The 20006-nt window shown below is 36.7% G+C and carries 21 protein-coding genes; all 21 read left to right on the plus strand.

Going from position 1 to position 20006, the window contains the following annotated elements:
* The first annotated feature begins 337 nt into the window (after positions 1-337).
* Complete coding sequence (udk, locus tag AC106K_RS05195; protein WP_034697618.1) at positions 338-952, plus strand: uridine kinase; 615 nt, start codon at positions 338-340, stop codon at positions 950-952.
* A gap of 3 nt (positions 953-955) precedes the next feature.
* The gene (locus AC106K_RS05200) at positions 956-1312 is read left to right on the plus strand and encodes an FtsB family cell division protein (RefSeq protein ID WP_482443582.1); all 357 of its coding nucleotides are present in this window, start codon (positions 956-958) and stop codon (positions 1310-1312) included.
* Positions 1313-1416: 104 nt separating this feature from the next.
* Positions 1417-2580: a methylmalonyl-CoA mutase family protein gene (locus AC106K_RS05205; protein ID WP_482443583.1), complete on the plus strand. Its 1164-nt coding sequence runs from the start codon at positions 1417-1419 to the stop codon at positions 2578-2580.
* 196 nt (positions 2581-2776) lie between these two features.
* On the plus strand, positions 2777-3160 hold the full coding sequence (locus tag AC106K_RS05210; protein ID WP_482443584.1) for a GxxExxY protein: 384 nt from the start codon (positions 2777-2779) through the stop codon (positions 3158-3160).
* A gap of 129 nt (positions 3161-3289) precedes the next feature.
* On the plus strand, positions 3290-4438 hold the full coding sequence (locus AC106K_RS05215) for a class I SAM-dependent methyltransferase (RefSeq protein ID WP_482443585.1): 1149 nt from the start codon (positions 3290-3292) through the stop codon (positions 4436-4438).
* 138 nt (positions 4439-4576) lie between these two features.
* The gene (locus tag AC106K_RS05220; RefSeq protein ID WP_482443586.1) at positions 4577-4852 is read left to right on the plus strand and encodes a hypothetical protein; all 276 of its coding nucleotides are present in this window, start codon (positions 4577-4579) and stop codon (positions 4850-4852) included.
* 170 nt (positions 4853-5022) lie between these two features.
* Positions 5023-6402: a dipeptidase gene (locus AC106K_RS05225; protein ID WP_482443587.1), complete on the plus strand. Its 1380-nt coding sequence runs from the start codon at positions 5023-5025 to the stop codon at positions 6400-6402.
* A gap of 309 nt (positions 6403-6711) precedes the next feature.
* Positions 6712-7629, plus strand: a complete 918-nt coding sequence (locus AC106K_RS05230; protein WP_482443588.1) for a T9SS type A sorting domain-containing protein — start codon at positions 6712-6714, stop codon at positions 7627-7629.
* A 220-nt stretch (positions 7630-7849) separates the two neighbouring features.
* Positions 7850-8788: a T9SS type A sorting domain-containing protein gene (locus tag AC106K_RS05235; RefSeq protein WP_482443589.1), complete on the plus strand. Its 939-nt coding sequence runs from the start codon at positions 7850-7852 to the stop codon at positions 8786-8788.
* 78 nt (positions 8789-8866) lie between these two features.
* On the plus strand, positions 8867-9574 hold the full coding sequence (locus tag AC106K_RS05240) for an SDR family oxidoreductase (protein ID WP_482443590.1): 708 nt from the start codon (positions 8867-8869) through the stop codon (positions 9572-9574).
* A 149-nt stretch (positions 9575-9723) separates the two neighbouring features.
* Positions 9724-10470: an electron transfer flavoprotein subunit beta/FixA family protein gene (locus tag AC106K_RS05245; RefSeq protein ID WP_047095692.1), complete on the plus strand. Its 747-nt coding sequence runs from the start codon at positions 9724-9726 to the stop codon at positions 10468-10470.
* A 49-nt stretch (positions 10471-10519) separates the two neighbouring features.
* Positions 10520-11467: an electron transfer flavoprotein subunit alpha/FixB family protein gene (locus tag AC106K_RS05250; protein ID WP_482443591.1), complete on the plus strand. Its 948-nt coding sequence runs from the start codon at positions 10520-10522 to the stop codon at positions 11465-11467.
* 189 nt (positions 11468-11656) lie between these two features.
* Positions 11657-12256, plus strand: coding sequence for a bifunctional nuclease family protein (locus AC106K_RS05255; RefSeq protein WP_047095690.1), 600 nt, complete (start codon positions 11657-11659; stop codon positions 12254-12256).
* 22 nt (positions 12257-12278) lie between these two features.
* Entirely contained in the window at positions 12279-13661 is a 1383-nt protein-coding gene (locus AC106K_RS05260) for a nucleoside permease (RefSeq protein WP_482443592.1), read from the plus strand.
* Positions 13662-13776: 115 nt separating this feature from the next.
* Positions 13777-14331 (plus strand): RNA polymerase sigma factor, encoded by a 555-nt coding sequence (locus AC106K_RS05265; RefSeq protein ID WP_482443593.1) that lies wholly within the window; start codon positions 13777-13779, stop codon positions 14329-14331.
* Complete coding sequence (locus AC106K_RS05270) at positions 14297-15004, plus strand: hypothetical protein (protein ID WP_482443594.1); 708 nt, start codon at positions 14297-14299, stop codon at positions 15002-15004. The genes AC106K_RS05265 and AC106K_RS05270 overlap by 35 nt, the downstream gene beginning before the upstream one ends.
* Before the next feature lie 77 nt (positions 15005-15081).
* Positions 15082-16173 carry a hypothetical protein gene (locus AC106K_RS05275; RefSeq protein ID WP_482443595.1) on the plus strand — a complete coding sequence of 364 codons (1092 nt, stop codon included), beginning with the start codon at positions 15082-15084 and terminating at the stop codon, positions 16171-16173.
* A 149-nt stretch (positions 16174-16322) separates the two neighbouring features.
* Entirely contained in the window at positions 16323-16727 is a 405-nt protein-coding gene (locus AC106K_RS05280) for a hypothetical protein (protein WP_185288637.1), read from the plus strand.
* Positions 16724-17140, plus strand: coding sequence for a hypothetical protein (locus AC106K_RS05285; RefSeq protein ID WP_482443596.1), 417 nt, complete (start codon positions 16724-16726; stop codon positions 17138-17140). The genes AC106K_RS05280 and AC106K_RS05285 overlap by 4 nt, the downstream gene beginning before the upstream one ends.
* 58 nt (positions 17141-17198) lie before the next feature.
* Complete coding sequence (locus tag AC106K_RS05290; protein ID WP_482443597.1) at positions 17199-18377, plus strand: thiolase family protein; 1179 nt, start codon at positions 17199-17201, stop codon at positions 18375-18377.
* A gap of 106 nt (positions 18378-18483) precedes the next feature.
* A complete protein-coding gene (locus AC106K_RS05295; RefSeq protein WP_047095682.1) occupies positions 18484-19974 on the plus strand; it encodes an MFS transporter in 1491 nt (496 codons plus the stop codon).
* The last annotated feature ends 32 nt before the right edge of the window (positions 19975-20006 follow it).

The raw sequence follows: 20006 nt of genomic DNA on the forward strand, positions 1-20006 counted from the left end.
GAAAATTCCGTTCGCAAAGGCGTTAACACTTAGCAGAGACTACTTAACGGGATCCATTGCTGAATGAAATGCCGTTGCGAACGAAAAAAAATCCTTACAATTAAAAAACGCTTCGCGTATTCCTTGCGCTAAAAAAAGAAAATTATAGTTTTAAAAGATAAAAAAGCCCATTTTTTCTAATTAAATTGACCTCGTTTTTAGGATCTCCACAATTTTTGAGACTAATTGTTTTAACCTCAGGAAGTAAGAATTTCTTAATTGTTCAATTTCGCTCTCCGCATTGCCACATTTTATCTAAAATAGTATATTTGTACCAACTATAAAGAAACAAAAAACAATGCTTGTAATAGGAATTGCCGGTGGGACAGGATCCGGCAAAACTACAGTTGTTGATAAGATACTTCAGCAGCTTGACATCGAAGGAATGAACATCCTTTCTCAGGATAACTATTATCACGACAACCAGGGTCTTACGCTGACAGAAAGAGAGGCTTTAAATTATGACCATCCGAAGTCGATAGATTTTGATTTACTGATAAAACATGTGAAAGCTTTAAAAAACAATGAATCGATCGAACAGCCGATTTATAGCTTTGTAACCCATTCCAGAACAGGAGATCATGTTACTGTAGAGCCTAAGAACGTATTGGTGGTAGAAGGAATTTTGGTACTTACCAATAAAGAATTATTAAAAGAATTTGACCTGAAGGTATTCGTTCATGCAGATTCTGATGAAAGACTTATCCGAAGGATCAGAAGAGATACCCAGGAAAGAGGAAGAGATCTGAGCGAAGTATTACACCGCTATCAGACTACTTTGAAGCCAATGCACCAGGAATTCATCGAGCCATCTAAAAATGATGCAGATCTTATCATCCCGAATATGAAACAGAATTCCGTAGCGATAGATTTTTTAACTACTGTTATTAAGAACTCGTTGAAAAAACATTAAAAAATGGAAGAAAACAAACTTATCAAAGACATTCAGCCGAAATCTGAAATATTCAAACTTATCCAGAAATATGTGTTGAATAAGTATACCATTACGATCTGTCTGTTTTTGGTATGGATGATTTTCTTCGACAAAACTTCATTTCTTGTAATCAACGAACTGAATGGCGAGATTCACAAATATGAAGAGCAGCTGGAGTATTACAAAAAAGAATACGAAAAAAATGATGCTTTTTATAAAAAACTGATGAACAACAAGTCAGAAAAAGAAAAATACGCAAGAGAAAATTATTTTATGAAGAAGCCTAATGAAGAAATTTTCATTTTGGTGGTCGACAGTACAAAAGTCGCTAAGAAATAATACAACTGAATAGAATACATCAATAGTGAATTTTGTCTGTCAGTTTTTTTATTCACTTGCGGAGCAAAATTCACCATTGACAATTCACCATTTAAATAAAACTAATGTCAGATACAACTACACTTCCAAACTGGGAAAACTTAGTAAAAAAACAGCTTAAAACAGAAGATATTTATCCTATTCTGGAAAAGGAAAACCTGGAAGGAATAGAAGTAAAGCCTTTTTATACAGATGTTAAAAAACCTTTGGCTAACTTGCCAAGAGTAGAAGAAAGTACCCATCTGGTAGCCAGGTATCACGAAAGCCTGGAAGAAGAAGTATTTGCATTTATGCTTGAGCAGAATGTAGAAAATCTGAGCGAAAAGACTCTTTTTGTTAATAATAAAGATCTTGCGGGCCACATTACACCACAGGAAGAAGACCAATACTTTTCTTTGATCGATGTATTCAATGAAAAAGAGGCAGCTATTGATGATCAGTTGGCAAAAGAATTACTGGCAAAAGGATTCAAAAGAAGTATCTGTGTTGATATTTCACTGCATCAGAATGCGGGAGCGGCTATTTATCAACAGTTAGGGATCGCTTTAGCCAAAACAAAAGAACTGATAGAAGTATACGGTCCTGAAATTTTCGGTAAACTGATTTTCAAAATTGCAGTAGGAGGGAATTACTTCTTCGAAATGGCCAAATTAAGGGCTTTCAAGATTGTTTTTAATCAACTTTCCAAGGAGTATGGTCTGGATGAAGTTCCTTACATCTTTGCAGAGACTTCCCTTAGAAATAAGGCTGTTTCCGATAACGAAAACAACCTGATCCGTTCCACCTTGGAGCTGGCTTCAGCAATGATCGGTGGGGCAGATGCCGTTTTCACCAACAATTATCTTGTAGACAGAAGCACGGACAATTCTGAGGAGATCTCTTTCAAACAGCAGATTGTTCTGGCTTACGAGAGTATCATCAACGTATTTGAAGATGCTGCCAACGGAAGCTACTATATTGAAGATATTACCCAACAGATTGCAAATAAATCCTGGGCTTTATTCATTGAAATGGAAGAAGCAGGAGGTTATCTAGAGCTGTTGAAACAGGGAATTGTACAGAAAAAGATTTATGATCATGCTGTTGAAGAGCAACAATGGATAGAAGAAGGGAAGATCAAGCTGATAGGAGTTAATTTATACCCTAAATTAGACGTTAAAAAGTCGATTGCAGATTTATACGACGAAAAAGAAATAAAAGCGGTTCGTTGGGCAGAAATGTTTGAATAAATTATTTTTAACCACGGATTACACGGATTTTCACAGATGATTATGTATATGATTCTGTGAATTTTTTTTATTGTATACATCATAAATTATGAAACACTTCTGTAGAATTAGATTCAAATAAAGTTGAAACAGGAGGATTCTGTTAAATTGACAGAGCTATCCCATAATGTTGTATTTTTGATAAAAATACAATGAAATGAAAGAAAATGAGATCAGTTTTTATATCAGAAAATCTATATTTTCTGTTTACAACGAACTTGGACCTGGCCTATTGGAAAAAGTCTACGAAAAAGTTTTAGCTTATGAACTGGAAAATAATGGTCTGAAAGTGCAGACTCAGATTCCAATGAAAGTTAAATTTAAAGATGTGTTTATTGATTCAAGTTTTATAGCAGATATGATTGTTGAAGATAAAGTGATTATAGAAGTAAAAGCCGTTACTGAAATATCAAATATCCATCATCAACAATTGTTAACCTACTTAAAATTAACAAATTTGAAATTAGGAATTTTAGTCAATTTTAATACCGATTATATTGATAAAAGTATCTTTAGAAAGATAAATGGAAATCTAGATTAAAAAATTAAAACAGCGTTATCTGTGTAAATCTGCGAAAATCTGTGGTTAATTAATTTTGAACAATTATTCTGCGAAAGATTATATGATTCTTTACCGATGATTGGGTCGAAAATTAAAGTATAAAAATCTGTGGAAAATACAATATTAAAACAAGAAGTCCAAAACTATATCAATGCAAATCTAAAAGCAGATCTGCACTCATTACTCTTAAAAAAAACACCATTTCCGGAGGTTTCTATGCAGGAAATCGTACAGCAGATCAAAGGAAAACAGGTAGCAGAAAAAAAGTTCCCTTTTCTGTTGAATGAAGGAATTATTTTTCCGCCTCAGCTCAATATGGAGCAGTCTTCATCTGAAAAAACCGCAGTTTATAAGTCGGAAATTTTAAAAGGGAAGAAATTCATTGATCTCACCAGCGGATTTGGGATAGACGCTTATTATCTGTCTCAGAATTTTGAGAACATCACTTTGGTAGAGCAGAATACAGCGCTTTTAGAGATTGTAGAGCATAACTGGAATGCTTTGGGAAGGAAAGCAAGATTTATAAACCGTAAGCTGGAGGATTTCTTAGAGGAGAACCAGGAAAAATTTGATGTTGTTTATCTGGATCCGGCCAGAAGAGATCAGAATAAAAATAAAGTCTTTCTCTTGGAGGATCTTTCCCCGAATATTCTTGAAATTCAGGAAAAATTACGCTCAATCTCCAGTCAGGTAGTTATCAAACTTTCCCCGCTGATCGATTTGAAATACCTCGTTTCAGTACTGCCGAATATTTTCAGAATAGACATTATTGCCCTTAAAAATGATGTGAAGGAAGTCGTAGCCTTCTTATCCGATGAAAATAAAAGCGGGATTACCTGTAACTGTGTGAACCTTGAGAGTGGTGAGGCCGTCTTCACCTTTAGTTTTGGGGAAGAAGAAAATGCAGTGGCAGACTATTCCGAGCCGGAAAAATACATTTATATCCCTAATAATGCCATTTTGAAAGCCGGAATCTTCAATTTGATTTCAGAAAAATCAGGATTGAAAAAACTTCACCCGAATACCCATCTTTATACCTCCTCTGAAAAGAAAGAAAACTTTCCGGGAAGGATTTTTGAAATGGATGTAATTGATTCTAAAAGCATTAAAAAGAAGGAGCAATTCAATATTATTTCAAAAAATTATCCTTTAAAACCTGAAGAAATTAAAAAGAAATACGGACTGAAAGACGGGGGAGACCGCTACCTTATTTTTACACAATCCAAAAAAGGAAAAATAATAGTAAAATCAGTCTAAAAATGTTGCCGAAAAAAGCAGGATTTCTTACTTTTGGGCAATTAAAAATTTAAGTGTGAAATCGCTCACTGTTCAGGTAATTTAGAATAGTAAAAATACTGCGGTTTTATATGATCTTTAAAAAAATAAATTTTACATATGAAAAAATTAGTTATATGTTTAGCGATTGCAACAGTTGCGGTAAGCTGTAAAAAAGTTCCACAAGGAGGAAACAGAGGTGCTTTGAAACTGGAAGAAGGAGTAGAAAGATATTCTGATGACCATCAGGGTGGAGAAGCTCATGCTACACATGAAGCTGCTGCTGAACACAAGGAAGAGGCTGCAAAACCAGAAGCTGCAGCTCCTAAAAAAGACAGTACTGCTGCTGCAAAGCCTGCTGAAACAAAAGAAGAGGCTCCAAAAGCTGGACACTAATTAATTAGTATACAATATAAAAATGCTCTGTACAAAACAGGGCATTTTTTGTTTAAAGAAATCACTGCTGGAGCAATCTTCGGGAAATAATCTTTTTCTTTAGAAAATCCTGTGTTTTTGCTTGGCCCAGCGGCGCTTTTTTTTTAATTTTAACAAAATAAAATTTTACAATGCAAGAGACATTAAATTACATTAACGAAAACAAGCAGCGTTTCGTGGATGAATTATTTGAGTTATTGAGAATCCCTTCTATTTCTGCAGATCCGGCCTATAAAGATGATGTATTGAAGTGTGCGGATGTATGTGCAGAACACCTTAGAAATGCAGGAGCTGATAATGTTGAAGTATGCGAAACGAAAGGGTATCCTATTGTTTTTGGAGAAAAAATTATAGATACAAACCTTCCAACGGTATTGGTTTACGGACATTATGACGTTCAGCCGGCAGATCCATTGGAGCTTTGGAGAAAACCTCCTTTTGAGCCTTATATCGAGAAAACTGAGCTTCATCCTGAAGGAGCTATCTTCGCAAGAGGATCAGCTGACGATAAAGGGCAGTTCTTTATGCATTTAAAGGCTTTCGAAGCGATGATGAGAACCAATGCGCTTCCTTGCAACGTGAAATTTATCCTGGAAGGAGAAGAAGAAGTAGGATCTGTAAGTCTTGGTGATTTCGTTAACGAAAATAAAGAAAAACTGGCTTGTGACTGTATTCTGATCTCTGATACCCACATCTATAGCAATGAGCAGCCAACGGTGACTACAGGATTAAGAGGATTGAGCTATGTAGAAGTAGAAGTGGAGGGACCAAACAGAGATTTACACTCTGGACTTTACGGCGGAGCGGTTCCAAACCCGATTCACGTACTTTCAAGAATGATTGCCAACCTGATCGACGAAGACGGTCATATTACCATTGATGGGTTCTATGATAACGTTGAAGTGGTTTCAGACGCAGACAGAGCTGAAATGAACAAGCTGAAGGATAATCCTGAAGAATACAAAAAATCAATCGGACTGAGCAATATTGAAGGAGAAAAAGGATATACAACCCTTGAAAGAGCTTCAATTCGTCCTACTTTAGACTGTAACGGAATTTGGGGCGGGTACACAGGAGAAGGTGCTAAAACAGTAATTCCTTCCAAGGCTTTCGCTAAAATTTCTATGCGTCTGGTTCCTTATCAGACTCCTGAAGAAATCACAGAGAAATTCACGAAGTATTTCGAAAAAATTGCTCCGGATACTGTAAAAGTAAAAGTAACTCCTCACCACGGAGGAATGCCTTATGTATTACAAAGCGATACAAAAGAGTTTTTAGCAGCTAAAAAAGCAATGGAAACAGCATTTGGTAAAGAAGTACTGCCTTACAGAAGTGGAGGAAGTATTCCAATTACAGCAATGTTTGAGAAAGTTTTAGGAGCAAAATCCGTATTGATGGGCTTCGGATTAGATTCCGATGCGATCCACTCTCCAAATGAGCACTATGGATTATTTAATTTTTACAAAGGGATTGAAAGTATTCCATTGTTTTTTGAAAACTATTCGAAATAACAATAGATATTCTACAATATATTTTTATAAAACAGGGTGTTTCTTTATGATGCATCCTGTTTTTTTTGATCAATTTAAAAAACTCCGTTTGCTTTGGTCTTAAAAATTTTATCATGTAAAGGCAGGTTGCAGGCACTAAAGAGAACTGTTTTTATGCCCGAAACCGGGCGTGTTGAATGTTGGAATAGCGGATGTATGAAGTTTTTGAAATTAAATTCATTGAAAATAAGCGTATTGTTTATAATTTGTTAAAAGTTATTTCACTATTCATGGAAAGTTTATATTTTTAATACAAAACTTGACTTAACCATGAAAAAATTCTACACAATTGCGTTTTCGCTATTTTCAGTGCTGTTTTTTGCACAACAGACCATATCTTTTGAATCTAATGAAGGCTTCACTGTTGGTAACATCAACGGGCAGGGAGCCTGGATCAGTACTCCTACAGGAGGAATTCCAGAAAATGTAGAGCTCCAGAGCATCAGTGCAGAGACAGCTACTCATGGGAATGCTTCTCTGAAAATTGTTAAAGAACCTGTTTATGGGACTCAGTCGGAACCCATTATCGGAGGTTTCTATAATCTTACCAATCAGCTGGCTTCTTCCAATTTTTCAGTTTCATTTGATATTCGTATGTCACAGCTTAATGGATCAGACTTTGGCTTTCAGGGAGTTAATTCTCTTACTGAGCAGTATGCTGCCAGAGTAGACTTTGAAAAAACAGGGATCATTAAAATTCTGAACACTGTTTCAGGGGCGCAAAACCTGGTTTCCACTTCCGGAAGCTGGTCTTCCAATACCTGGTATCGCTTCAAAGTGGTAGGAACGGCGATGGATATTAAATACTATCTTAATGGAGTGTTGATTTATACAGGGGAAGCTGTGTCTCAATTTAAGATTGATCAGCTTCGTTTTGTCCATAATAATGCTTTGGGAACAGCTTATATTGATAATATTGTCATCGACACCGGATTGGTGATGGCTGTTAATGATTTTAAGACAGACAACAGTATTATAAGATTACATCCCAATCCGGCATCAGATTTTATCACCATAAATTCACCGCATAGAGTAGAACAAATTGAAATTTATGATGTTACGGGAAATAAAATGCATTTTGAATGGAATAGAGATGTAATAAATGTAAAGCATTTTATACCAGGAACTTATTATGTGAAAGTAAAGTCGGGAGAGAAAAGCAGCACTGAAAAGTTTATAAAAAAATAATAACAAAGTAGAAGATTATAATTTGCGATAGAATTTGTTAATAAAATTCATAATATTTATATATTGTATTTATATTTTACTTTTTGATGGTGTTTTGTTATTATGTTAAATTGAATGGTAAATCGTTGATTTTGTTGAATTTTATTTGTTTTAATTGGGGTTTTATTTTTTTATATAGAATATATGTTCTATTTTTACAAAAAAATAAAAATTATTTATCATGAAGAAAATTTTACTTTCAGGACTGCTTTTTATCACGACTCTGGGGTATTCCCAGCAGCTTATTTCATTTGAACCTTCTGAGGGATATACAGTGGGAAATATTGATGGACAGTCAGGCTGGACTACAACAGGAACTGGTCCAGGTAACCCTAATATCACCAATCAGGTAATCACCAATACAGATCATACCGGATCAGGAGCAAACTCATTAAAAATAACGAAAGAAACGGCTTTTGCAGGGCAGACGAATCCAATTGTTGGAGCCTTTAAAGCTTTAGGTGCTACCAACCCATACAATAGCTTTACTATTTCTTTTGATATGAAACTCACAGACTTATCTGCTACAGCATCTATTTTTGAGTTTCAGACGGTGGGACCTACTGCTACAGGAGGATCATATCATATTAGGCTAAGATTCACTCCGACGGGTGGTATTTTGGCAGCACAGACTACCGGAACAAGTTCTACTTTTGCTACAACTACAGGAACGTGGACAGCAAATACTTGGTTTAGAGTTAAGATTGTGGGAACAGGTACTTCTATTGCTTACTTTGTAAATAATACACAGATTTACTCTGGAAATTATTTTACTACAACGGATTTCAACGAAATGAGATTTGTTCATGATAACTATCTGGGAAGCGCATTTATTGATAATATTGCGATTAATAACGAAGCATCCTTATCTACAGCGGAAGGTAAGCTTACTAAAACCAAAGACGCAATTAAGCTTTACCCTAACCCGGCAACAGATTTGCTAACCATTGACTCTAAAGAAAAAATTCAGAATGTTTCTATTTATGATATGGGAGGAAGAAAAGTGAATGCCGATCTAAATGATGATAAGGTAAATGTTAAAAATCTAAATTCTGGAAATTATATCATTAATATTGAGACGAAAGAAGGTAGAACTACCGAGAAATTCATCAAGAAATAACCTGATAAATCTTAGTATCAGTAAAACGCTCCAATTGGAGCGTTTTTGTTATTTTAGAGAATTAAAATTTTGATGCCTATGTCAGAGAATAAAACAGCTTATATAACAGGAGGAACCAAAGGAATCGGTTTCGGGATTGCTAAAATTTTACTTGAAAATGGGATTTCGGTAGCGTTTTCAGGAAGAAAAAGAGAAGATGTCATGAAGGCAGAGAAAGAACTTCAGCAATACTCTGAAAATGTATTGGGAATTGTTTCAGATGTAAGAAGCCTGGAAAGCGAGCAGGAAGCTGTCAAATATATTGTGGAGAAATTTGGAAGACTGGATTATGTGATAGCAAATGCCGGATTGGGAATCTTTAAGCCCGTAGATGAGCTTAGCACAGAAGAATGGAATGACATGATCGAAACCAATCTTACCGGAGTTTTTTACACGCTGAAAGCATCTGTAGAAGAGTTGAAAAAGACAGAAGGATATTATGTCACCATTTCAAGCCTGGCAGGCGCCAATTTCTTTGAAAACGGTACAGGCTATAACGCTTCAAAATTCGGAGTGGTAGGTTTCACACAGGCTGCCATGATTGATCTGAGAAAATATAACATTAAATCTACGGTGATCATGCCCGGATCTGTAGCGACTCACTTTAATGGAAATGTTCCTTCAGAAAAAGACAGTTGGAAGATTCAGCCCGAGGATATGGGGAATCTGGTATTGGATATTTTAAAGATGAATCCAAGAGTTCTACCAAGTAAAATAGAGTTTAGGGCAACGCAGCCAGCCAGATAAGTACATTTAATGTATTGAATAATAATTTAATAAGTATTATGCATGCATAATATATTTTTTATTTATATTAGCAAAAATTAATTCACACAAAATCTCTGCATAAACTGTCATGATTTTATGCCTGAAAGAGAAAAAATAAAATAGTACACATGAAAATATTAGTTTGTATTAGTAGTGTTCCGGATACTACTTCCAAAATTAACTTTACAGCAGACAAATCTGCTTTCGACAAGAACGGAATTCAGTGGGTAATCAACCCTCTAGACGAATTTGCGTTGACAAAAGCGGTTAAACTTCAGGAATCTCAGGGAGCAACAGTAACAGTAATCAACGTAGGAGATGCTGCTACAGAACCTGTAATCAGAAAAGCTTTAGCAATTGGTGCTAATGATGCAGTAAGAGTAAATCTTGATCCAAAAGATAGCTTCTCTACAGCAAAAGAAATCGCTGCTGTAGCACAAAACGGAGGATATGATCTTATCCTTTGCGGTAAAGAATCTATTGATTATAACGGAGGTTCTGTTCCGGGAATGGTGGCTCAGCTATTGAACCAACCTTTCGTAAATGCATCAGTAGGATTAGACGTAAACGGAAGCGAAGCTACTGCAGTAAGAGAAATTGAAGGAGGAAAAGAAACTATTTCTGTAAAATTACCGGCAATCATTGCAGGACAGAAAGGATTGGTAGATGAAAAAGACCTTATCATCCCGAACATGAGAGGAATTATGTCTGCAAGAACAAAACCTTTGCAGGTTGTAGAACCTACTTCTTCTGAAGTGAAAGTTCAGGGAGTATCTTATGACAGCGTTCCACCAAGAGCTGCTGTGAAAATGGTTTCTCCTGACAATCTGGATGAATTGGTAAGATTACTTCACGAAGAAGCAAAAGTAATCTAATCATTGATTCTTTAAATTTTTCAATCTTTTAATTTTTAAATTTAAAAAAATGGCAGTATTCGTATACGCAGAAAATATAAACGGAGTTTACAAAAAAGCGGCTTTTGAGGCGGTTTCTTATGCTAAAGCTATTGCAGATCAGGCAGGAGATACCGTTACAGCGATCTCTGTAAACCCTACAGATTCTTCAGATTTATTATACAAATATGGAGCATCCAACGTAATCAATATCAAAGACGAAGGTCTTAAAAATTTCTCAGCAAAAGCATTCGCACAGGCTGTAAGTGAAGTGGTAGACGGAAACATCATCGTTTTCCCTCATACTACTGACGCTTCTTCTGTAGCTCCTATGTTGGCGATCATGAAGAATTATTCTCTGATCACTAACGCTTTGGAAGCTCCTGAAAGCCTTTCTCCTTTCCAGGTGAAGAGAAGAGCATTCTCAGGAAAAGGTTTCATGCACGCAAAAGCAGAAGGAAACGGAGTAATCGTTACGGTTTCTCAAAACGCTTTCGGTGTTAAAGAAAATGCAGTATCAGGTTCAGAAGAAGTTAAAAATCTATCAGTAGCCAATGAAGATACTAAAGTGATCTCTCACGAGCAAAGTTCAGGGAAATTAGACCTTAAAGAAGCTGAAGTTGTTGTTTCTGCTGGTAGAGGGATGAAAGGTCCTGAAAACTGGGGAATGATCGAAGATTTAGCGAATGTTTTAGGAGCTGCTACAGCTTGTTCTAAGCCGGTTTCTGACATCGGATGGAGACCTCACACAGAGCACGTAGGACAGACAGGTAAAGCAATTTCACCTAACCTTTACATCGCTGTAGGGATTTCTGGAGCAATTCAGCACCTTGCCGGAGTAAACTCTTCAAAAACGATTGTAGTAATCAATAGCGATCCTGAAGCACCATTCTTCAAGTCTGCTGATTATGGAGTAGTAGGAGATGCTTTCCAGATTATTCCTGCCTTAACAGAGAAAATTAAAGCAATAAAAGGATAAGAAAGTGAATGGTGAATAGTCAATTCGCTTTACTCGTCAATTGTTAATTAAATAATTCACTGGCGAAGCAAAATTTACTATTGACTTTTGACAATCATCAACAATACAAATAAAAGCTCGGCTTTCCGGGCTTTTATTTTTGCGTAAAAAAGTGAAATCACAATAAAAAATTAATCTATATTTGTAGCTATGGATTATAAGCAGCTAATTATTCGCGGAATATCGTACAGTCAGACCCAATCGGGGGCGTACGCATTGTTACTGGAACATGAAGAAACACACATAAAATTACCTGTTGTTATAGGAAATTTCGAAGCCCAGTCAATCTCTCTCGGACTTGAGAAAGATATTCATCCACCGCGTCCCCTTACCCATGATTTATTTACAAAATTTATAGTCTCTGCCAATTATGAGTTGGTTTCTGTGATCATTTATCAGATTGTAGACGGGGTATTCTTTTCAAATATCAACTTTAAAAATAAAGTAACAGAAGAAGAATTGATTCTTGATGCCAGAACCTCAGATGCTGTGGCAATGGCTGTAAGATTTGATGCTCCTATCTTTACCACCCAGCAGGTCCTGAATGAGGCCGGAATCCTATTGGAACTGGAAGATGTTTCAAAAGAAGAGCAATCTTTTTCAGAAACCGTTCAGACGGAAGACAATTTAAAATCTCTTTCTATGGAAGAGCTTCAGAAACTGCTGGATGACGCCGTTAAAGAAGAAGATTATGATACCGCCCTTGAAATCCAGGAAGAAATCAAGAGGAGGAAAAAGAAAATTGACTAAAGAGATACTTTTTATATAAACTATGAATTTAAAATTACGACTGACCATCCTCAGTTTCCTCCAGTTTTTTGTTTGGGGAGCATGGCTGATTACGATGGCGAACTTCTGGTTTGGCACAAAACATTGGGAAGGAACACAGTTTGGAGCTGTGTTTGGAACCATGGGAATTGCTTCTATTTTTATGCCAACCATTACTGGAATTATTGCTGACCGTTGGATTAACGCTGAGCGCATCTTTTCAGTACTACACATTCTTTATGGTATTATACTTTTCATATTGCCTCACTCTGCAGATCCGAATTCTTTCTTTACGGTAATGCTTGTTGCAATGTGTTTCTATATGCCTACCATTGCCTTAGCCAATTCAATTTCCTATACGATCCTGAAAAATAATAATCTGGATGTAGTGAAAGATTTTCCACCTATCCGTGTATGGGGAACTATCGGTTTCATTGTTGCGATGTGGATTACCAACCTTAGTGGAAACAAAGCGACTGAAGGACAGTTTTATATCGGAGGTGCTGTAGCAATATTCTTAGGAATCTACGCGCTTACGCTACCAAAATGTCCGCCACAAAAGCTGATCGACAAAAATTCACCATTATCTGAACAGTTAGGATTGAATGCATTCAAACTTTTTGGAAACTATAAAATGGCTTTGTTCTTCTTGTTCTCTATGCTTTTAGGAGCAGCACTTCAGCTGACAAATGCTTATGGAGATGTATTCTTAAGTGAGTTTGCTCATTTTCCAAAATATGCAGATTCATTTGTAGTACAGAGATCTACTATTATCATGTCTATTTCACAGGTTTCAGAGACCTTATTTATTTTGGCTATTCCTTTTTTCCTGAAAAAATTCGGGATCAAAAAAGTAATGCTGATGTCTATGCTGGCATGGGTTCTAAGATTTGGATTCTTTGCTTATGGGGTACCGGATGGTTTCGGATTATCCCTGATCATCCTTTCATGCATTGTGTACGGAATGGCTTTCGATTTCTTTAATATCTCCGGATCTCTTTTCGTAGAGACTACAACAGACAAGAAAATCCGTTCATCTGCACAAGGACTGTTCATGATGATGACAAATGGTTTTGGAGCTGTTTTTGGTAGCTATATTGCAGGTTGGGCGATTGATAAATTCTTTACTCACAAGTTTACAACGGCTTCAGAGCTTTCAACGTACCTCGATACCACGGCAGATAATCCTACATTTCTGGGAATTCTGAAAAATAGTTTTAATGCTGCAGTCAATGCAGACGGAACGCTTTCTTCAGTGGTGATGGTAAAAGACTGGCATCAGATATGGCTTTCATTTGCGATTTACGCTTTAGTACTGGCCATATTCTTTGCGGTATTATTCAGACACAAACATAACCCGGAAGATGTTTCATCAGTGAAACATTAGTCTGAACTAACGGTTATTAAAATATTAAATTGCACTTTTGAAAAAAAGTGCATTTTTTTTTATTTTCCAGGCAACCTTTTGCAAAAGATGTCGTCTTATCAATAGAAACCGATACATGAAAAAACTTGAAGAGAATTTTTTATTGGCAAAAAAACAGGACCGGAGAGGACAGAAAGCTCTTTACGAAATGTTTTCGGCAAAAATGCTGGCCATTGCAAATTCTTATGTCAATAATATTCATGATGCAGAAGATATTCTTCTCAATGCATTTATGAAAGCTTTTACCAGGCTGAACGAATGCAGAGACTGGAACAGTTTTCCGTTTTGGCTCAGAAAAATCATTGTGAATGATTCCATTACCTCCATCCGGAAGCATAAAAATATACTTTATGCTGATGTGGAGATTGCAGAAGACTATAGCGATGAAAGCGATGAAGGATACCCTGGGGAAATCAACCTTGAAGAAATATTTTCCCGGATGCCTGTGGGATATAGACTGGTCTTTAACCTGTATGTTTTCGAAGAGAAAAAACATAGCGAAATTGCGGAAATTCTCAATATTTCTGAAGGAACAAGTAAAAGTCAACTGAACAAAGCGAAAAAATGGCTTGCCGAATTTTTAAAAGCAAAAGAAAATGAGAAAAGAAATGCTGAAACAATTAAAATCTGACTATGAAGAGCTCGAGATCAGGCCTTCTGCAGATCTTTGGGACAGAATAGAGCAGGGAAGCCCGGAATCCATTGTTTTACGTCCTCAAAAACGCTTTCAGTGGTTGAGGTATGCTGCTGTGTTGATCGTTTTGATTTCGGTGGGTACATTGCTTTATTTGAATGGAGATCATCCGGCAAATCCTTCTGGTACCACTGCTCATGTTCAGGTAAAGCCAAAAGAAAATAATGCTGCCCCGAATATCAGTCTTCCACAGACTTCGGAAATACAGACAACTGAAATCAAAATAACACAGGATAATATCAATCATAAGAATACTAAGGAAGTAACCGATACCCCCGAACTTTATCAACAGGAGTTCGTCTGGAAAAATAAAGAACTGACGCTCGCTGAAAAAGAAACAGTAGCTTTTCAGCATAATGAAATCTACGCTCCGACGCTGGAGAAGAATATAAATGACTTCCCTGAAAAAAATATTACAGCTAAAAAAACAGATTATATCAAAGCAGACGAATTGCTTTTGGGGCGGGAATTTGACAAAAAAAGAGAAGAGAATAAGACCGATCTTAAAAAATTCGGAGCTTTGAATATGTCGAAAATTCGGCTCAAAAATCCTAATTCACTTAAAATATTGGGAATAACCGTTTATTCCGATTCTCTGGAAAGTAAATAACAATGATTTTTCTACCATAAAGAAACTGTCTCACAATAGGGGCAGAGGTGAAATATTGTCTAAAAATAATCAATACTATGAAAACGAAATTAACATTAATCGCAGCTATAATGGCTTTTGGCTATGCAATGGCTCAGGAATCTCCGGAAAACGGATTGACCGCCTACTCAAAAAAGATTGATAGCATTGTGCAGACTGAAAAAAGCAAAATGAATGCAGAGCTGGACCTGATTGACAAAAAATTTAAAGAAAAGAAAATTACCTCCGAGGAAAAACAGAATCAGCGGGCTATGGTAGCTTCGAAATATGAACAGATCATTAATGAAAAAGTAGACCTGCAGAAACAGGATCTTGAAATGGCTACGAAGGAACTTGTGAAAGACGCTGTCCTAAGACCTGATACTATAAAATCAGGCAGAGACCAATTTTGGCTGGGATTTAATGGGCTGAATATGAAATTTAATGAAAGAAGAAAAAATAATAATCCCAAAAATTATCTGCAAACTTTTGAACTCTCAGTTGGTATGGTAGGAGCAGGGCTTACCTCAAAAAATCAGCCATTTAATTTTTACAACAAAGGGTCTGATATGAGGAACAACATCATAGATTCGTGGCAGCTTACCTTATGGTACGGAAACCAGATCGGAGGATATACCAGTCCTCTTTTCTACCGGTTCGGACTTGGAGCAAGATCAGATCAGTATACCCCAAAATATGGGTTGTCATTCAAACAGGATGATCATCATTTATTCATCGCAGATTTTGATCGCGGAACCCTTAAAAAAAGCCTTCTTTACAATACGTATGTGATGATTCCGGCCGATCTGAAGTGGGTTTTGAATCCAAAATATAAAGAATATGAAGGAGTTAAATATCTGGATAACAGAAAAGATCAGCTGTGTCTTATTCTGGGGATTTATGGTGGACTAAGGGTAGGAAGTGTCAATTATTCCAAATATTCCAATGAATATTCCGGGAGGATTGTTGAGAGAGAGAAAGTGATGCATGGGGTGAATGATTTTATAGCGGGTGCGAAATTGGGAATCAGTTATCATGGCTTTAATCTGTTTATTCAAAAGGACTTTACGCCTGCCTTCAACGACAGTGCATTGCTGAAGAAAAAATATGGACTTCAGATTGGAATAGAGATTGCAAGTGTTAATTTTTAATTTGATAATGAATGTTGAATATTTTTGATTTTTAAATAATATATTTTAATTTTTATTATAACTAACAGTCGTTTGGGTGTCGAACACCTATTTTTAAAACACACTATTTAAAAGTGTGTTTTTTTTTGTATTTTGGCACTTTAGTAAATATGAAAAATATTCAGTTATTAGGATTACTGCTGGTAGTCATAGGTAGTTTTTTACCTTTGGTTCATGTCCCTATTATTGGGAACTGGAATTATTGGAAACTTGATCATTATCTTGCTATTGCCTGTTGGATTCTGGCTGCATGTGCCGTTTTTGGAATTGTCAATAACAACACAAAAATTGTAAGATTTTTCGGAATTCTGCTTATTCTTTTATTTGGATTTACCCTGGTGGCGGTGAAGATGCAATCTCTGCAGTATTTCAGCTTTTTGCCATTCAAATCCTGGAGAGAAGCTTTTGCTGGCGTTGTGAAATTAAGATGGGGCTGGGTAGTAGAGTTCTTAGGCGTTTTTCTGATGGTTTTTGCCGGAAGCAACAAAAAAGTAAACAACAGAACACAGATATGAATGGTAAATTTTTAAAGATATTCTCAGCAGGAATACTGTTGATGATTGCTACAGGGGCTCAGGCCCAGAAAAAAGAAGAGAAAAAACCGGATAATCCTGTAAAATGTACCAACATTAAAGATGGAAAATTTCTGAGAGCAAACTATCCGGAAGCCATATGGCATATGACCATTAAAGATAATGTTCAGACCGAATATTTCAACAATGGAAAAGATTATATAAAATCAACATTAGTTTTCGTTGATGATTGCCACTATAAATCGATTGTTATAGAAAAATCTGATAAAAATGATCCCGCACAGATTGGCGATGTTTTCAACAATACAGTAGTGGCTACTCAGGATAATCTCTTGAAAGTCAATACTAAGATTGAAGGTGATCAGTTTGATATGGTATACATTAAAGTAAAATAAATTTAAACTATAAAAATGAAACCATCGTTTCATTTGAGCTAAAATAAAAATTATATACATGAAAGAAGTATTCATCGTTTCCGCAGTAAGAACACCAATGGGGAGTTTTATGGGAAGTTTATCAACAGTTCCGGCTACAAAACTGGGAGCAACTGCTGTAAAAGGAGCATTAGACAAAATAGGTCTTGCCCCTGAGAATGTTCAGGAAATCTATATGGGAAATGTTCTGCAGGCTGGAGAAGGCCAGGCGCCGGCTCGTCAGGTAGCTTTAGGAGCAGGTCTTTCAATCAATACCCCTTCCACTACCGTTAATAAAGTGTGTGCTTCAGGAATGAAGGCTGTGACGATGGCTGCTCAGGCTATCAAAGCCGGAGATGCAGAGGTAATTGTTGCTGGAGGTATGGAAAATATGTCTTTGGTTCCTCACTATTATAATGCAAGAGTGGCTACAAAATTAGGCGACATCAAAATGCAGGACGGAATGGTACTTGACGGTCTTACAGACGTATACAACAAAGTACATATGGGAGTTTGTGCAGAAAAATGTGCTACAGACTATAACATCACAAGAGAAGATCAGGATAACTTCGCTGTAGAATCTTACAAAAGATCCGCAAAAGCATGGAGCGAAGGAAAATTCAATGAAGAAATCGTTCCGGTTTCTATTCCTCAGAGAAAAGGAGAGCCTGTAATCTTTGCTGAAGATGAAGAATACAAAGCAGTAAACTTCGAAAGAATTTCAACCCTTCCTACCGTGTTCAAAAAAGAAGATGGAACAGTAACTGCTGCCAATGCTTCTACATTGAATGACGGAGCTTCTGCATTGATCCTTGTTTCCAAAGAAAAAATGGAAGAATTGGGCCTTAAACCTTTAGCAAAGATCGTTTCTTATGCTGATGCAGCTCAGGAGCCTGAAAACTTCACAACTGCTCCGGCTAAAGCATTACCAATCGCTCTTAAGAAAGCAGGTTTAGAAATATCAGACATCGATTTCTTCGAATTCAACGAAGCTTTCTCTGTAGTAGGATTAGCGAACAACAAAATCTTAGAATTAGATGCTGCTAAAGTAAATGTAAACGGTGGTGCGGTAGCATTAGGACACCCACTGGGAAGTTCAGGTTCAAGAATCATTGTTACCCTGATCAACGTATTAAAACAAAACAACGCAAAATATGGTGCTGCTGCGATCTGTAACGGTGGTGGAGGTGCTTCTGCGATTGTGATTGAAAATATCTAATATTCTGTTTCAGAATATATTGCCATTAAGGAATCGATAATTTTTTTAAAAAATCATCCATTTCTTAATGGTTTTTTTATTTTTGTGCTACTAATATATATTTGAAATGTCTGAAACTGAGAATCGACAGCCTAAAAACATAAAGAATAATCCGAAGATTATGAAAGCCTGGGCTGTATATGACTGGGCAAACTCCGTGTATTCCCTGGTCATTACTTCCACCATTTTCCCTATCTATTACTCTATTCTTACCACTGCGTATGAAAAGAAAGAATATGTAGCGGAAACAAAAAAATGGATTGATGTTCCGGTGAGGCATATGATCAAAATTTTTGGAGAAGAATACCAGCCGGATGCCGTTTATGGGTATTCGCTGACCATATCATTCTTTATTGTTGTATTGCTGTCACCGTTTTTATCTTCACTGGCCGATACCATTGGGAACAAAAAATCTTTCCTGCAGTTCTTCTGCTATCTGGGAGCAACCTCATGCATGGGGCTGGCAATGTTTACAGGAATGCATAACGTGTTTCTGGGACTTCTCTTCAGTATTACAGCGAGTGTAGGGTTCTGGGGAAGTTTGGTGTTCTATAACTCATTCCTGCCGGATATTGCGACACCGGATCGACAGGATGCCCTTTCTGCAAGAGGATATGTTTACGGATATATCGGTTCTGTAGTATTGGTAGTAATTTGTCTGGTTCTGATCCAGGTTTTTGCCAAAGGAGCAGCACAGCAGCTTTTATTCACAAGAATCAGCTTCCTGTTGACGGGGGCTTGGTGGTTCGGATTCTCACAATACACTTTCAAGCATCTTCCTCAATTTGGGGATGTGAAAGATAAACTTCCTAAAGACCTTGTCCTGCTGAATTACAAGAATATCTTCAAAAAACATGAAGAGCAGGGAGGTTTCTTTGAAGTGTTGAAAGACAATATGAGCTTCTATAAAGATATTGCAAAAGAAAGCTTCCATGAATTATTTAAAGTAGGTGGAGAACTTTTCAAAGACAGAAATCTGAAATTCTTCCTGTCAAGTTTCTTCTTCTACAGTGTAGGGATGCAGACGATATTCCTTATGGCTACCTTATTTGGGAAAAGTGAGATCAATCTTGCCCAGGATAAGCTGATCGGAACCCTTTTGGTGATCCAGATTGAAGCAATTATCGGAGCGGTGATCTTCTCAAGACTTTCCAAAAAGATAGGGAACAGAAATGTGATTTCAATTGCCATTGCCTTATGGATTGTTGCTTGCGTATGGGCTTACTTCCTGAACAAAGAAAATCCAACGGTAGAATACCAGTTCTATGGAGTAGCAGCCGTGGTGGGATTAGTAATGGGAGGTCTTCAGGCAATGTCCAGATCTACCTATTCAAAACTACTTCCGGAAAACTCTATGGAAAATACTACCTACTTCAGTTTCTATGATGTATTGGAGAAGATTGCCATCATTATCGGAACATTCATCTTTGCAACATTGATCGAACATTTTAATAATATGAGGATCGCTGCATTATCAATGACCCTGTTCTTTGGGGCCGGATTGATATTGATCAGATTCCTGAAAGTAAAAATGAGAAAAGACAGAGAAACTTTATAAAATTGAAAGACGTTATTTTTAGCGTCTTTTTT

The organism is Chryseobacterium sp. FR048 (assembly GCF_056844665.1).